Here is a 15,155-nt window from a genome sequence, read left to right as displayed (position 1 = left end):
AAATAAGCTTTAAATGTACCTTTTTTTACTCTGTTTTCCAGTCTATTTTTGTAAAATTAATACAGTAAAGAAGTACTATGAAAGCAATCGTGTTGGAGAAATTTGGAGGAACTGAATGCCTTATTTATAAAAACATAGAAAAACCTGAAATAAAAACAAATGAAGTACTGATTAAGGTGAAAGCTGTAAGCATTAATCCGGTAGACATCAAAGTAAGAAGCCGACAGGCTCCGCTGGCAAAAGAACTCGCACAATATAATCCATTGATTTTAGGTTGGGACATTTCTGGAGAAGTGGTGGAAGTCGGAAGTGAGGTCACGCAATTTCACATTGATGATGAAGTGTTTGGGATGGTCAATTTCGTGGGACACGGTAAAGGGTATGCAGAATATGTTGCAGCTCCGGCCGAACATTTCACTTTAAAACCGAAGAATATCACTCACATAGAAGCTGCCGCAAGTACCATGGCGGCTTTAACGGCATGGCAGGCATTTAACAGCTACGGTAAGTTGAGATCAACAGATAAAGTGCTTATCCATGCTGCTTCGGGTGGTGTGGGACATTTTGCTGTACAAATAGCAAAATACAGGGGCGCCTATGTCATTGGTACATCTTCATTGTCCAATCGTGATTTCGTATTAAAACAAGGGGCTGATGAGCATATCGACTACCATGCAACTTCTTTTGAAAAAGTACTCAGGGATTTAGACTTTGTTCTTGAATCCATTGGAGGCAAAAACTTTCAAAAATCAGTACAGGTATTAAAACCATTTGGAACCATTGTCACATTACCGTCAGGACATACGGAAGATGACGAATTGAGAGCCCGTGAAAAAAAACTACATGCCTGTTATTTTATGTCTGTCTATTCCGATGGGATCGATATGAAGCAGATTGCGTCCTTACTGGGAGCAGGTATATTGAAACCTTATGTCTCCCATGTATTTGAATTTGAAGAAATGGCTAAGGCACATCAGCAAATTGAAACCGGGCGGACGGTTGGGAAAGTGGTGGTGAGGTTTTAAAAAATCTGTGCAGGAAATGAGAGTGGTTTTGGGAGATCATTTATTTTAATTATTCCTAAAGTAACCGGACAAACAGATGATAACAATTTTAGGTCGTATTTCATTTGTTGTATGATCATTTGTGAAAAGGATTATTTTTGCCATACTTCAATTGATTCTATACAATGAAACGATTTTACTTTCTGATCACAGGCCTTCTTATCCTTATTTCATATCAATGCCAATGCACAGACCGATAGTTTAAAAAATTATATCGTCAGTGCTCTTGGCCTTATGAAGGTCAAATCTGTCAATAAACATCGGATCACCTGGAATTCGCCGTATATGTTCACTTGTCCGGTATCATTTAAGTATTAGATTTAAAGCTTTTTTTTGAATATAATAAAATTTTCATATTATTTTTTTTAAAAATTGATTTATAAGTATATACGTGTGGTATGTAGACGTAAAATGAATAAAAAAATCAATGTTTTTCGAAATTTTGTGAGTATTTTTGGCGGGACTTAAATATAAAATAAACCCCAAGTACTGATTCATTTTATGATCTTAATTGTTGATGATAACCAAAGCAATCTTTATTCATTGAAAAAACTGCTGGAATCTAAAGATTTTCAGGTAGATACAGCCAGTTCCGGAGAAGAAGCATTAGGAAAGGCCATAAAAAATAATTATGCATTGATTATTTTGGATGTGCAGATGCCGGGCATGGATGGATTTGAAGTCGCAGAAACATTAGCTGATTATAGCAAAACAAAAGAAGTTCCCATTATATTTTTATCCGCAGTCAATACCGAAAAGAAGTTTATAACCCGCGGATATGCCTCAGGAGGAAAAGACTACGTCACCAAACCGGTAGACCCTGAAATTCTGTTGCTTAAAGTGAAAACTTTTTACAGTCTTCAGGAGCAGAATCTTGCCATGAAAAAGACACAGCAGAGTCTGGAACTGGAAGTTAAAGGAAGACGCGAATCACAGGTAACCATGAAATCCCAGATCGATCACTTTCAGCTTATGCTTGAGTCACTTCCGCAGATTGCATTTACACTCAATGAAGATGGGAATATAGAATTTGTCAACTGCAAGTGGTATCAATACTCGGATACAGATGTGGATTTTCCCGAAGTGCATCCCGATGACCTTAATATCAGAGAAGAATTTAACCGCTGCCGCAAAAAGAGCCAGGCACTCGAGCTCGAGGCCAGGATAAAGAAAGTGGATTCCGGAGAATACAGATATCATCTCCTGCGAATAACCCCGGTGAATGACGGAAATGTAATAAAAAACTGGGTAGGAACCTTTACCGATATTGATGATCAGAAAAAAGTAGAAAAAGAAAAAGATGAATTCCTGAGTATTGCCAGTCATGAGCTGAAAACACCTTTGACCAGTATAAAAGCTTATGTTCAGCTTTTGGACCGTAAATTAAAACTAGATAAGCAAAGTGCTGAAGCAGGCTTTATGAACAAGGTACAGGACCAGATCGAAAAACTGAATAACCTGATTACTGATCTGCTGGACGTTTCCAAAATAGAAAACGGAAAGCTTAAAATCAACAAAAAGCCAACCAGCCTTGAAAACATTATAAGCAATGCGGTTGAAACCATTATCCAGACCCATGACGAAAATAAAGTCAAGATAAAACGGCATGGTATAAATCCGGATATACTGATTCCTTTAGATGAAGTACGCATAGAACAGGTTCTCATTAACTTCCTTACCAACGCCATCAAATATTCTCCTCAGAATAACCAGATTATAGTCACTACGTTTGTAGACCAAGAAAAGCAGGAAGTAAAAGTAAGTGTCACAGATTTCGGAATAGGAATTCCGGACTTTAAACAGGACGCCGTATTCCGCAAATTTTACCGTGTAGAAGAATCCTCACTGCAGTTTCAGGGAATGGGTATCGGATTGTTCATCTGTTCAGAAATCATCAAACAGCACCACGGAACCATAGGAGTATCCAGTAAAGTAGAAGAAGGTTCTACTTTCTATTTCACTTTACCTTTAAACTAAATTTCTCATGCCTAAAAAAATAATCAGAAATCTTCAGTTTGGGGTCGGGTTATCTTTGCTGATCCTGATTGCGAGTTCAGTTGCATCTTATCTGAGCATTCAGAAACAGATGGATCATCGTGAAAGCCTTTCCCAAAGCAGAAGATCCATAACGGCTGTAAAAGACGTTCTTGTTGCCCTGCTGGATGCCGAAACTGGAAACAGAGGTTATCAGCTTACAGGAAGAGAAAATTTCCTGGAACCTTACAACCGCAGTTTAAGCGAATTTTCTAAAGCGATAGAACGGGCAAAATCTTTAGATATCTCAGATCCAAAACAGCAGCAGCGTTTAAATGACCTGGAAAAAAATGTTAACAATAATATTGACAATTTAAAGCAGTTTGTCCACAACAGACGAAATGGTATTATAATGACCCAGCAGCAGATCCTGTTGAGCAAAAGCTATATGGACAAATGCCGCCAGATCGTCCGCGATTTTGTACAATACGAAGAAAGCCAGCTTGAAATTAAAAATAAAGATCTCAACCGCTCATCCGGTACAACTGTTATGTTTATTATTGTTTCGGCAATATCAGCAGTAATTGTTACCCTGTTTTTTTATATTAAGCTGAGAGCAGATCTGATCCGGAGAGATAAATTAGAAAAAGAATTAAGATCAAAAGATCTGGAAATAAGCAGGCGTGTAAGTGCTGTTCAGCAGATAGCGAACAGGGTGGCCAATGGAGATTACAGCCAGAAAGCAGTAGATCATTCGCAGGATGATCTTGGAGATCTGGTAGATTCCCTGAACCATATGACCGATTCTCTGAAAAAGTCATTTGATCAGATCAATAAAAGTGACTGGCGTCAGAAAGGATTAGCCTTGCTCAATGAATCTCTGGTAGGCAATAAATCCGTGAAGGAAGTCTCTGATGTATCCTTAAACCAGCTTGTAGAATATAGTAAATGCATCAACGGTGCTTTATATCTGTTTGATGAGGGAATACTTAAGCTTAGTACAGCTTTCGGTCTGGAAAGTACAATGAAAAAAACTTTCGAACCGGGGGAAGGAATGGTTGGCCAGGCTTTTGCCAATGAAAAAATGCAGGTTTATAATAACCTTCGGGAAGATGATTTTGCCGTAAGCTTTGCCAGCAGCAGAATAAAAATTAACAGCATATTATTATTTCCGGTTCATGCAGACGGCCACTGTATCGGGATACTGGAATTAGGATCAACATCAGATTTTGATGAAGACAAAATTAATTATTTTGCTGAAAGCAGCCGCAATATCGGAATTGCTTTAAATGCTGCCAAAGGCCGCGAAAAAGAACAGCAGCTCCTGGAAGAAACCCAGGCTCAATCAGAAGAATTGCAGGTGCAACATGCCGAACTGGAAAATCTGAATACCGAACTGGAAGCCCAGACACAAAAGCTTCAGGCGTCTGAAGAAGAGTTGAAAGTACAGCAGGAAGAACTGATGCAGGCCAATGCCGAACTGGAAGAACGTTCAAGAATGCTTGAAGAAAAAAATCACCTGATTGCAGAAAGAAACAGCGAAATCCAGAAAAAAGTTGAAGAACTTGCCTTAAGCACCAAATATAAATCCGAATTTTTAGCCAATATGTCCCACGAACTGAGGACTCCGCTAAATTCAATTCTTCTCCTCTCAAGATTAATGGCCGAAAATCCTGATGAAAACCTGAATGAAGATCAAGTAGAATCTGCAAAAGTTATTCAGAGCTCCGGAAGCAGCCTTCTGACCCTTATTGACGAGATTCTTGACCTGGCTAAAATAGAATCAGGCAAAATGTCACTGGAATATCAGGATGTAGCGATTGATGATGTGGTGAAAGATCTGAAAAACTTATTCAATCCCGTTGTTCAGGAAAAGAAACTCGGATTTGATATTCAGATAACGAATGATGTCGAAAATACAATCGAGACCGACAGGCTTAGAGTAGACCAGGTATTGCGTAACCTTTTGTCAAATGCTTTGAAGTTTACATCAGAAGGAAGCATTACGCTGAACATCGCAAAAGATCCTAAAAATAAAAACTTTATTGTTTTCACTGTAAAAGATACCGGAATAGGAATCCCGGAAGAAAAGCAGGCTATTATTTTTGAAGCATTTCAGCAGGCGGACGGCTCTACACGCCGAAGATTTGGCGGGACAGGATTGGGATTATCCATAAGCCGTGAAATTGCCAGACTGCTTGGAGGAGAGCTAACCCTGAAAAGTAAAGTAAATGAAGGCAGCGAATTCAGTCTGATTATTCCTGTAAAAGCTGTGGCTGAAACAGTTCAGCCTGAAACCGACGTGCATTTGGTGGATATCATCCGTGAAGATGTTGAAGTGATTCAGAATATTTTAGAAGATACAGAATCCCAGCCAGCCTTACCGGTAGAAGTATTGCCGATTCCGGAAGCTATAGACGATGACCGGGATGCAATAACTGCACAGGATAAGGTAATTTTAATTGTTGAAGACGATATTCATTTTGCAAAAGCTTTACTCAAATATGCCCGTATGAACCAATACAAGGGGGTAGTAGTGGTAAGAGGAGATTATGCACTATCCGCAGCCGTTCAGTACCACCCACAGGCTATTTTGCTGGATGTTCAGCTACCGGTAAAAGATGGATGGCAGGTGATGGATGAGCTTAAATCCAATGCTTCAACCAGGCATATTCCGGTACATATGATGTCCGTATTGCAGCTTGAGAAAGAAAGTCTGATGAAAGGGGCCATTGATTTCATTAATAAGCCGATGGCACTCGATAAAATGACCGATGTTTTCAGGAAAATTGAAGAAGCTCTTCTGAAATCTCCTCAAAAGGTCCTAATTGTTGAAAACAATGCTAAACATGCCAGTGCACTGGCTTACTTCCTGAGTAATTTCAATATTTCCTTATCCGTAGAAAATAATGTGGAAGACAGCGTGAAAGCCCTGACGTCATCTCATGTGGATTGCGTCATCCTGGAAGCTTCAAAAGGGAATGAATACCAGATCATTGAATCTATCAAAAGTTATGAAGGACTGGAAAACCTGCCCATCATTATTTTTACAGAGCACAGTCTGTCCAAATCCGAAGAGCTTAAGATCAAGCAGTATGCAGATTCCATTGTCGTAAAAACCGCCCATTCTTACGAACGGATTTTAGATGAAGTAGGTTTGTTCCTGCATTTGGTGGAAGAAAAAAATAACTCTGTTGAAACAGCAAGAAACAAAGTTCTAGGATCATTGACTGAAGTGTTGAGCGGTAAAAAAATACTGATTACCGATGATGATGTCCGTAACATATTCTCTCTGACCAAGGCTTTAGAAAAATATAAAGTTGAGGTAGTTGTGGCTATGGATGGAAAACATGCCCTGCAGCAGATTAAAGAACATAAAGATATAGACGTTATTTTAATGGATATGATGATGCCTGAAATGGATGGCTATGAAACCATAAAAGAAATCAGAAAAATGCCGGCCCTTACAAGACTTCCTATTATTGCCATTACAGCAAAATCTATGATTGGAGACCGTGAAAAATGTATCGAGGCCGGAGCCTCAGATTATATATCGAAACCTGTGGATATTGATCAGTTATTGTCCTTACTGCGTGTCTGGTTATATGAAAGTTAAATGATGAATAAGAAAATTTTAATTGTGGACGATGATCCACGTAATATATTTGCACTCAAACTCACCCTGAAATCCCGTGGATATCAGATTGAAAGCTGTATCAGCGCTCAGATAGCTATTCAGATTTTAAAAGAAAATGAAATAGATATTGTCCTTATGGATATGATGATGCCTGAAATGGACGGTTATGAAGCCATAAAGATGATCAGAAATACGCCGTCTATCAGTCAGATTCCTGTAATCGCTGTTACAGCACAGGCAATGCCGGAAGACCGTCAGAAATGTCTTGATGCCGGAGCTCAGGATTACGTATCAAAACCGATTGATGTAGACCAGCTGATCGCAGCCATAGAAAAGCTTCCATAAAATGTTAGAGCCCAGTATTGTAAAAGATGAAGAAGTAGAATACCTCATAAAAGATGTTTATGAGATGTACGGCTATGACTTCTCAGAGTATAGCAGAGCTTCTTTTAAGCGTCGGGTAAACCGCATCTGCCTGATTGACAGATTTACCAGCTTTGCAGAGCTCAGGTATACCATTCTTAATGATCCGGAATACCTGAAGCGCTTTGTAGAAGAAATAACGGTGAATGTTACAGAAATGTTCCGCGATCCCCATTTCTTTAAAGCCCTCAGAGAAAAGATCTTACCACAGCTCGGGACCTATCCGCTGATCAGGGTCTGGGTAGCAGGCTGCTCGACCGGTGAAGAAGCCTATTCCATGGCTATACTGCTTAAAGAAGCCAATCTTTACCATAAGTCACTGATATATGGTACAGATCTTAATCCGTCCGTTTTGGAAACTGCGCGTTCAGGCGTTTTCCCTTTGCAACAGATGAAAACCTATTCGGAGAATTACATTTTATCCGGGGGCAAAAAAGATTTTTCAGATTATTATACCGCGAACTATGACAGTGTGAGATTTGATAAAAGCTTACAGGAAAAATTAATTCTATCTACTCATAACCTGGTTTCGGACAGCTCTTTTAACAGTTTTCAGCTCATCATCTGCAGAAATGTACTGATCTATTTTGACAGAGGACTGCAGGAGCGTGTCTTTAAACTTTTTGATAACAGTCTTGAAAATTTAGGCTATCTCGCACTGGGAGCAAAAGAAACCCTTAGATTTTCCAAACTTGACAGGAATTACCATCAGGTAGATGACCAGCGCATCTGGAAGAAAACAGAGCATATGTAAAACATGATCATGGAAACAGAAAACACAAAAACAGAATTAGTGGTCATAGGAGGGTCCGCAGGAAGTCTGCAGGTCATTCTTGAAATGCTTAAAAAATTGAAAGATAAGCTCAGTTTCCCTATTGTTCTGATACTGCACCGTAAGGCTTATTCAACCAATATCCTGCAGACACTGCTGCAGCAGTTCATTTCCATTGAAGTGGTGGAAGTGGATGATAAAACAGAAATTCAGAATAATAAAGTATATGTGGTTCCTGCAGATTATCACCTTCTGTTCGAGAACAAAAATATGATGTCACTGGATTTTTCAGAGAAAATGAACTATTCGCGGCCATCCATCGATGTAACCTTCAAATCTGCTGCGGAAGTGTATGGTAAAAACCTGGTGGGCGTTCTGCTGTCAGGAGCCAATGCTGATGGAGTGGAAGGTTTGGGATTTATCAAAAAAAATGAAGGAATAGTCTGGATTCAGGAACCGGAGACGGCCGAGGTAGAGTATATGCCTAAGCATGCGCTGCAGGAAGTTGCCTATGATTTAATCATTACACCGGATAATCTGGCAGACTATATCAATCAATTATAAAAAATACAGTATAACAACCCTAAGATTTAAATAGAAAGAATATGAGCGCAAAGAAGATTTTGATTTTTGATGATGATACCACTATTTTAGAGATCATTACCATCATTTTTGAAGAGAATGGATATCAGGTCGAAATTTCAGAAACATCTCATGATATTTTGGAAAAAGTTTCGCAGTTTCAGCCAGATGTTATTCTCATGGATAACTGGATTCCAAAAATTGGAGGAGTTCAGGCAACCCAGCTTCTGAAAAGTCATGAAGAGTTCAGGTCAATCCCGGTTATTTATGTAACAGCCAACAATGACATTGTGAGGCTGGCACAGGAAGCTCAGGCTGATGATTATGTGGCTAAGCCATTCAACCTTGATGATCTGGAAGAAAAAGTAGCTAAATATTTACAGCAATAAATAAACTAAACTAGCAGGAATCGTATAAAATGCGATAATATTAGAATTATAGAATAATCCTTACTTCATCTGTAAGGATTTTTTTTGTTTAAATAATTCTTTTGACTGGCAGATACCTTATTTCCTCAAAATGTTTGATTTTTTCACGGATAAAGTCAACAGTGCAATTTCCGTTATTGATTTCAGTAATCAGTGCGGTTAAAAATAATTTCAGTTTAGGATAAAGTAGTATTTTGTTTGTAAATGTAGAAGCAATGATGGTCTTTTTAGATACGATATTCTGTGTAAAGGTATATTCACCTTCCAAATCAACGGTTGAGTAAAACTGGTGTGTTATACTGATAGATAAATACCGGTGTATCAGTTCTATATTTTGTAACATGTTTTCCATCTGGTGTATTTATATGATATACAATAATATTTATGCCACAATTGTTTTTTAATGATTTTTTTATTGATAATCAGCTGCAACGAAGATGATCATTGGATATTTTAAAATAAATATTATCTTGCTGTTCATAGAGAATTGTAGACCAATAAATTATACCTGCTTTTAACATGTTGAAAGATATCATTGCCAAAAATATCACCGTTATTTTTTGTGGAATCAATCCCGGTTTAAAATCTGCTGAAAAAGGATACCATTTTTCCGGAAAGAGCAACCGGTTCTGGAAAGTGATGCACCAGGCAGGATTTACTCCGTACCAGATCGAAGCTGAAAATGATCGAAGTATTTTAGATTTCGGATATGGGCTTACTACTGCTGTAGCAAGAGCAACATCCCGTGCCGATGAGCTTTCAAAAGAGGAGTTCGACGGCTCCCTGGAATTTTTTAAAACAAAAATGACGGAATTTCAGCCAAAATATATTGTATTTCTCGGTAAGGCAGCGTATAAATATTTTTCAGGAAAAAAAGAAATTCCATGGGGTTCACAACCCGAAGATTTTTGTGGATGCCGGGTTTGGGTCTTACCGAATACAAGTGGTTTGAACCGCGAATTTAGTTTAGAGGATCTTGTCCAGGCATATGGAGAGCTGTACAGAGAAATTCATAATAACTTTTTGTAAAACTTGCTGTATGTAAAATGAAAAACAGAATCTTCCCATCAATTTTTGAAATGTATTTAAGAGATTCCCTATTTTTGCCAAAATCCAATATTCATGAAGAATGTCCTGAGCTGGATATTAATTGCATTTCTTACGGTATCTCTTTTGAATAACTGTTTCAGCAATAGTGTTCAAAAGGAAATCAGGGAAAAATCCTCATTCCTTGCTGAACTGAGGAAATTATATTCTTCCGGAGACCCTTCAAAATGGCCGAAACCAATTCTGGATCCGCAAGCTGGACCTTATTTTTCTGAAATAGGACATCTGCCTGAAATTCAGTTCCCTGGGGATAATCCCTATTCTGAAGATAAAGCTTTGCTGGGAAAAACACTTTTCTACGACCCGCGGCTTTCCCAATCCAATCAGATCGCATGCGCTTCCTGCCATGATCCTGAACTGGGATGGTGTGATAACCGGACCTTCTCTTTTGGGCACGACAGGCAGCTTGGTACCAGAAATGCAATGAGCATCCTGAATGTAGCTTATGCGCGGTCATTATTTTGGGACGGCCGCGCCGCATCCCTTGAAGAACAGTCCGAAATGCCGATTCGTGATGAAAGAGAAATGAACGGGCACATTGATCTTGCAGCCGGAAAAATTGCAAAGATTAAAGGCTATGAAATATTATTTGAAAAAGCATTTGGAGATAAAATGGTCTCAAAAGACAGGATTTCCAAGGCAATAGCGGCTTTTGAAAGAACCATAAAGAGCGGAACTTCTAAATTTGATCAGTTCATTGATGGGAAAGCAGATGTCTATTCTGATGATGAACTGATGGGGCTGCATCTTTTCCGGACCAAAGCCCAGTGCATGAACTGCCACAGCTCCGGTTATTTTTCCAACAATCAGTTTGAAAATGTAGGAACTTCTTCATTGGGATCGAAAGAAGAAGATCTGGGCCGGTATCTGGTGACCAAAAACCCGGAAGATGCCGGGAAATTCCGCGTACCCGGACTGCGTGAAGTCGCGAGAACAGGACCATGGATGCATAACGGCTCTATGGCCACCCTTACGGAGGTGATCCAGTTTTATAGCAGAGGAAACCCTGAACATTCCCAAAAACGGTCAACAGTTCATCAGGGAATAGCACTTACTTCTGAAAAATCAGGTTTTGTAAGGCTGCTGGATCTTACGGATGAAGAAATTACTCAACTGGAAGCATTTCTAAGGACTTTATCCACAAAGCCGGAAAGAGTGCTGCCTCCTGCATTACCCAGGTAAAATACTTTCTCGTATAATCAGTAATTAGCGTTTTATTGGCTCAGGATGTCAAGCTTTTTTGCTACATTTATATACCCATAATCCTCAATAATGATCCACTTATGAATATTGAACTTTTTTCAAAAAATGCTTTAGTAGGAGCTGCTACCCAGGGAATCGGTGCAGGAATAGCATTGGAGCTGGCCAAATGCGGAGCTAACGTAACTGTAATGGCCCGCAATGAAGCAAAACTTAAAAAGATGGTATCTTCATTGCCTGTAATCAATTCCGGTCAGAAGCATCAGTATCTGGTGGCTGATTTTTCTAATTTTGAAGAATACAGAAGGATTATTTCCGAATATTTCAGCAATAACTCTATAGATATCCTGGTTAACAATACCAATGGCCCGGAACCGGGGCTGGCACAGGATAAAAATGTAGACGACTATCAAAAAGCATTTGATCTGCTTTTTAAAACGGTTTGTGAGACAACTCTACTGGCTTTGCCACATATGATCAAACAGAAAAATGGGCGTATCATCAATGTTTCTTCATTATCTGTCAAAGAGCCGATCAATAATTTATCCCTTTCCAACTCCATCCGTTCAGCCGTGATTGCCTGGGCAAAAACATTATCCAATGAAGTGGCACAGCATCAGATTACGATCAACAATATTTTGACAGGATATTTTGATACGGAGCGTATTCAGAATCTGATCAGTCACGAGTCGCAGCAGACAGGCAAATCTCAGGAAGAAATAAAAAAAGCCAGAGAAAATAAAATTCCGATGAAAAGACTGGGTAAAACCGAAGAATATGGTCATTTGGCTGCTTTTCTGGCATCGGAATATTCATCTTATCTTACCGGAGCCAGTATTCCTTTAGATGGAGGACTGAATAATACCTATTAATTCTCAGGAAGATATTCAGCTAAAAAACTTACTAAAATTCACTGAAAACGTTTATCATTAAGGGATTATTCTTTTTTGATTCCACGATTTTTTGTAGTTTCACCACTTTAAGAAAACACCATCACAATTTTTTATGAAAAGGAACTTTATCAACCAAAAAGAGCTGTCTGACAAATTTTGGAATATTGAGTATTCCGGAAAAGTACAGAAAATATCTTTTGGGAAAACCGGAACTAAAGGACGGGAAACAGCTAAAGAATATGCCGATGAAAGCAAATGCATTCAGGAATCTGAAAAACTGATTGCTCAAAAAATAAAAAAAGGCTATACAGAAATTCAGGAAAATGATGAAATCCCACAAAAAGCGGAGCTTTCGGATAACGAAAAAGCCGATATTTATTTTTGGGAAGCCATTGACAAATCCAACAAATATAAAAAAGCCCACTGGAGTGAATATGATATTGATGAGCATATTGAGAACCTGACCGATTATTTGTCCAAATTTGGGAAAGACAGAATGATACTTTTTGAAAAAACACTTCAGGAAAAACTAAGTGAGCTTTATACCGCTGAAATTGCAGAACTCTCAATCATTCTGGAGGGTGATTTTAAGAATGAAAATGGAATATATGTCTTTGATGATTATCTTTCTGATGATGGATTTATCTATTTCAGATGTTGGCTGCTGCTGAAGGGAAAAGACTTCTTTGAAGATATAAAAGCTGATATTCAGTCGTTCGTAAGTGGAAAATACAGTTTTAATATCGGAGACTGCTGGGCAGAAGGTCTGCTGTATGTTGCTGATGAGGCGTATGCCCAAAATCACGACGATGAAGAATCCATTATAAAAGACACCGTATACGAATTATATCCTGAAAACGATTACGACGGCATGGAACGCAGCATGAACCGGGAACCGAAAAGAGGAACGGATTTACAGAAAATGTATCCAAAGCTGGTAAAAGAAATTGGTGAGCTAAGAAGTAATTAACGTTAAAGTCTGACAAAAGCTATTAAAATTAATAACCCAATGAAAAATAAGGTTAAGATTTTGAGAGAAGGGAAGAATATGACCCAGGCTGAACTTGCCGAAAAGTCAGGCCTTTCATTACGGACGGTTCAGCGCATTGAAGCAGGAACTGTTCCTAAAGGATTTACCCTGAAAGCTATTGCCGGTATTCTGGAAACAGATCCTGAAAATCTGATCTCTGCAGATGAAGAAAAATCCTCTGTTGATAGAGCAAAATTAATTAATCTTTCTGCCCTGCTGGGGCTTATTATTCCGTTTGGGGGAGTTATATTCCCTTTGATTTTAACTTACAAAACCGAAGATCCGGTCAGTAAAGAGCTTGGGAAAAATATAGTAAGCGTTCAAATCATTCTGGCAGTTGCTGTCTCTGTTTTAATGATCATAAGTCCGTTCATCCAGAAACTATTGTCAGTGAAGATTCCACTTTTTCTGGTCTTTTTAATTGCTTTTCTCTGTGCCAAACTGTTTGTAATTATTAAAAATGGTATCTGTTTGAATACAAAAAACGATTTGTGTATCAAATTGAAAACCAGTTTCTTATAGCTATTGTCGTACAAATGGCATAAACTTGTCATATTGTTTTTGCAGGAAAATCAAATGATAATGCTGAATCTTGCAGAAAATTGAAGTATGAAAATCTTTAAGAAAATTGCATTATCGGTTGCCGTATGTACTGTTCTGTTATTATTGGGTGGTTACTTATATTTTGATCAAAAATTTACACCAGCGGAAAACAATCTGGCTGTTTCAGGTATTGCACAAAATATAGGTATGCGATGGGACTCTGCCGAAGGAAATGCTCATGCAGCAGTTCTTCTTCCTGTACAATTCAAAGGTATTGACAGAACATTTTATATGCAGCTGGATTCCGGATCTCCAACGACGCTGTTTTACAAAAAATCCATAGAATCTCTCCGGGAAAAATTTCAGAATCAGATTCCGTCTCAAAAACAGGAAAACCAGATTTCACTGCAGTTCAGCATAGGAAATATGAGTATAACGTCTGACCGTTTTGAACTGTTAAATTATGGGAGGGCAATACATCCTGATAATACCGAAGCGGTTCATATCATTGGAACTATCGGAACAGACCTTTTGGAAAAGCGGATTATGATTCTGGATTTTAAAAACACGGTATGTTCATTTGTTGAGAATATAGATGAAAAAGGTTTTGAAACCTTTGAATTTAAAAAGCGTAAAATATTGTTTCCTTCAGAACTGGGAAATCAAAATCTGAAACTGCTTTACGATTCAGGGACCAGCGGATATGAGCTTATTACCAACAGGGAAGAATGGGAAAAATACAGAACCTCAAACGGGAATGTCAAAAAAGAAAAAGGAAATTCCTGGGGAAATATTTTAACGGTTATTTCTGCACCTGCCGACCAAATAATCAAGATTGGAAACCGCAACCTTAAGCTTTCGGAAGTGACCTATATAGAAGGAACCTCAAAGATGCAGAACCTTTTAATGAAAACCTCCGGAATGCAGGGAATGATAGGGAATAAGCTTTTCCTGAATCATAAACTGACGGTAGACTGTAAAAACAGAAAATTCAGAGTTGAGTAATTTTTTTGGAGTACAATCTTAAATTTATTTAATGATATTAAGTTTTTTAATGACTATGTAATAATTCCCCAATCTGGGTTGTCTTACTATGTATTGAAACTACATAGTTTATGAAGAACTGGTCTTTTAAAAAATGGAACACTGTTTTAGGATGGGTGATTTTTGTGATCGCACTGATTACCTATTTCTCCACCATGGAACATTATCTTAGCTTCTGGGACTGCGGCGAGTATATTTCCTCAGCTGTAAAACTTGAAGTAACGCACGCTCCCGGAGCTGCTTTATTCCAGATTGTGGGAGCTATGGCCAGTATATTTGCATTGGGAAATGAACAGAATTATGCTGTTGTGATCAATGCAATGTCTTCACTCTTCAGCGCATTGACCATTTTATTTCTGTTCTGGACGATTACCCATTTTGTAAGACGGCTGCTGAACAAGGATTTTGATGAAATTACAAAACACCAGGAAATCTCCATTCTTTTTGCAGGAGCAGTA

15 protein-coding genes are annotated in these 15,155 nt (G+C 38.5%); 14 read left to right on the top strand and 1 reads right to left on the bottom strand.

Going from position 1 to position 15,155, the window contains the following annotated elements; translation table 11 throughout:
- Positions 1-77 precede the first annotated feature (77 nt).
- The 7 genes from DRF61_RS12420 to DRF61_RS12390 all read left to right on the top strand — a co-directional run bounded on the left by DRF61_RS12420 (position 78) and on the right by DRF61_RS12390 (position 8,841).
- A complete protein-coding gene (locus DRF61_RS12420) occupies positions 78-1,025 on the top strand; it encodes an NADP-dependent oxidoreductase (protein ID WP_111957465.1) in 948 nt (315 codons plus the stop codon).
- Between the two features lie 540 nt (positions 1,026-1,565).
- On the top strand, positions 1,566-3,041 hold the full coding sequence (locus DRF61_RS12415) for a hybrid sensor histidine kinase/response regulator (RefSeq protein ID WP_111957463.1): 1,476 nt from the start codon (positions 1,566-1,568) through the stop codon (positions 3,039-3,041).
- Between the two features lie 7 nt (positions 3,042-3,048).
- Positions 3,049-6,654 carry a response regulator gene (locus DRF61_RS12410; protein ID WP_111957461.1) on the top strand — a complete coding sequence of 1,202 codons (3,606 nt, stop codon included), beginning with the start codon at positions 3,049-3,051 and terminating at the stop codon, positions 6,652-6,654.
- Positions 6,655-7,020, top strand: coding sequence for a response regulator (locus DRF61_RS12405; protein WP_167409425.1), 366 nt, complete (start codon positions 6,655-6,657; stop codon positions 7,018-7,020).
- A gap of 1 nt (position 7,021) precedes the next feature.
- Positions 7,022-7,852, top strand: a complete 831-nt coding sequence (locus DRF61_RS12400; protein ID WP_111957459.1) for a CheR family methyltransferase — start codon at positions 7,022-7,024, stop codon at positions 7,850-7,852.
- A 9-nt stretch (positions 7,853-7,861) separates the two neighbouring features.
- The gene (locus tag DRF61_RS12395; RefSeq protein WP_111957898.1) at positions 7,862-8,434 is read left to right on the top strand and encodes a chemotaxis protein CheB; all 573 of its coding nucleotides are present in this window, start codon (positions 7,862-7,864) and stop codon (positions 8,432-8,434) included.
- Between the two features lie 41 nt (positions 8,435-8,475).
- On the top strand, positions 8,476-8,841 hold the full coding sequence (locus DRF61_RS12390) for a response regulator (protein WP_111957457.1): 366 nt from the start codon (positions 8,476-8,478) through the stop codon (positions 8,839-8,841).
- 88 nt (positions 8,842-8,929) lie between these two features.
- Here DRF61_RS12390 and DRF61_RS12385 read toward each other — a convergent pair whose 3' ends face one another.
- The gene (locus tag DRF61_RS12385; protein ID WP_111957455.1) at positions 8,930-9,232 is read right to left on the bottom strand and encodes a hypothetical protein; all 303 of its coding nucleotides are present in this window, start codon (positions 9,230-9,232) and stop codon (positions 8,930-8,932) included.
- A gap of 167 nt (positions 9,233-9,399) precedes the next feature.
- Here DRF61_RS12385 and mug point away from each other — a divergent pair, with 167 nt between their 5' ends.
- From mug to DRF61_RS12350, 7 genes are all read left to right on the top strand, one after another.
- Positions 9,400-9,909: a G/U mismatch-specific DNA glycosylase gene (mug, locus tag DRF61_RS12380; protein ID WP_111957453.1), complete on the top strand. Its 510-nt coding sequence runs from the start codon at positions 9,400-9,402 to the stop codon at positions 9,907-9,909.
- Positions 9,910-10,002: 93 nt separating this feature from the next.
- The gene (locus DRF61_RS12375) at positions 10,003-11,169 is read left to right on the top strand and encodes a cytochrome-c peroxidase (protein WP_111957451.1); all 1,167 of its coding nucleotides are present in this window, start codon (positions 10,003-10,005) and stop codon (positions 11,167-11,169) included.
- A 101-nt stretch (positions 11,170-11,270) separates the two neighbouring features.
- The gene (locus tag DRF61_RS12370; RefSeq protein WP_111957449.1) at positions 11,271-12,059 is read left to right on the top strand and encodes an SDR family oxidoreductase; all 789 of its coding nucleotides are present in this window, start codon (positions 11,271-11,273) and stop codon (positions 12,057-12,059) included.
- Between the two features lie 133 nt (positions 12,060-12,192).
- Positions 12,193-13,050, top strand: coding sequence for a DUF4240 domain-containing protein (locus DRF61_RS12365; RefSeq protein WP_111957447.1), 858 nt, complete (start codon positions 12,193-12,195; stop codon positions 13,048-13,050).
- Between the two features lie 39 nt (positions 13,051-13,089).
- The gene (locus tag DRF61_RS12360) at positions 13,090-13,632 is read left to right on the top strand and encodes a helix-turn-helix domain-containing protein (RefSeq protein WP_111957445.1); all 543 of its coding nucleotides are present in this window, start codon (positions 13,090-13,092) and stop codon (positions 13,630-13,632) included.
- 87 nt (positions 13,633-13,719) lie between these two features.
- Positions 13,720-14,658, top strand: coding sequence for a hypothetical protein (locus DRF61_RS12355; RefSeq protein WP_111957442.1), 939 nt, complete (start codon positions 13,720-13,722; stop codon positions 14,656-14,658).
- 110 nt (positions 14,659-14,768) lie between these two features.
- Positions 14,769-15,155: glycosyltransferase family 117 protein (locus DRF61_RS12350; RefSeq protein WP_157963383.1), on the top strand; the 387-nt coding region annotated here is incomplete at its 3' end.

Source organism: Chryseobacterium lathyri (assembly GCF_003290185.1).
GTDB classification, from domain to species: domain Bacteria; phylum Bacteroidota; class Bacteroidia; order Flavobacteriales; family Weeksellaceae; genus Chryseobacterium; species Chryseobacterium lathyri.
Note: the sequence above shows the minus strand (reverse complement) of the source record. Positions and strands in the feature narration are given on the sequence as shown.

What these genes read in the sequence shown, in the direction of transcription:
- DRF61_RS12395 (WP_111957898.1), top strand. Translation starts at nt 7,862, where the DNA reads ATGGAAACAGAAAACACAAAAACAGAATTAGTGGTCATAGGAGGGTCC.
- DRF61_RS12410 (WP_111957461.1), top strand. Translation starts at nt 3,049, where the DNA reads ATGCCTAAAAAAATAATCAGAAATCTTCAGTTTGGGGTCGGGTTATCT.
- DRF61_RS12365 (WP_111957447.1), top strand. Translation starts at nt 12,193, where the DNA reads ATGAAAAGGAACTTTATCAACCAAAAAGAGCTGTCTGACAAATTTTGG.
- DRF61_RS12405 (WP_167409425.1), top strand. Translation starts at nt 6,655, where the DNA reads ATGATGAATAAGAAAATTTTAATTGTGGACGATGATCCACGTAATATA.
- DRF61_RS12420 (WP_111957465.1), top strand. Translation starts at nt 78, where the DNA reads ATGAAAGCAATCGTGTTGGAGAAATTTGGAGGAACTGAATGCCTTATT.
- DRF61_RS12385 (WP_111957455.1), bottom strand. Translation starts at nt 9,232, where the DNA reads ATGGAAAACATGTTACAAAATATAGAACTGATACACCGGTATTTATCT.
- DRF61_RS12400 (WP_111957459.1), top strand. Translation starts at nt 7,022, where the DNA reads ATGTTAGAGCCCAGTATTGTAAAAGATGAAGAAGTAGAATACCTCATA.
- DRF61_RS12390 (WP_111957457.1), top strand. Translation starts at nt 8,476, where the DNA reads ATGAGCGCAAAGAAGATTTTGATTTTTGATGATGATACCACTATTTTA.
- DRF61_RS12360 (WP_111957445.1), top strand. Translation starts at nt 13,090, where the DNA reads ATGAAAAATAAGGTTAAGATTTTGAGAGAAGGGAAGAATATGACCCAG.
- DRF61_RS12370 (WP_111957449.1), top strand. Translation starts at nt 11,271, where the DNA reads ATGAATATTGAACTTTTTTCAAAAAATGCTTTAGTAGGAGCTGCTACC.
- DRF61_RS12375 (WP_111957451.1), top strand. Translation starts at nt 10,003, where the DNA reads ATGAAGAATGTCCTGAGCTGGATATTAATTGCATTTCTTACGGTATCT.
- DRF61_RS12355 (WP_111957442.1), top strand. Translation starts at nt 13,720, where the DNA reads ATGAAAATCTTTAAGAAAATTGCATTATCGGTTGCCGTATGTACTGTT.
- DRF61_RS12415 (WP_111957463.1), top strand. Translation starts at nt 1,566, where the DNA reads ATGATCTTAATTGTTGATGATAACCAAAGCAATCTTTATTCATTGAAA.
- mug (WP_111957453.1), top strand. Translation starts at nt 9,400, where the DNA reads ATGTTGAAAGATATCATTGCCAAAAATATCACCGTTATTTTTTGTGGA.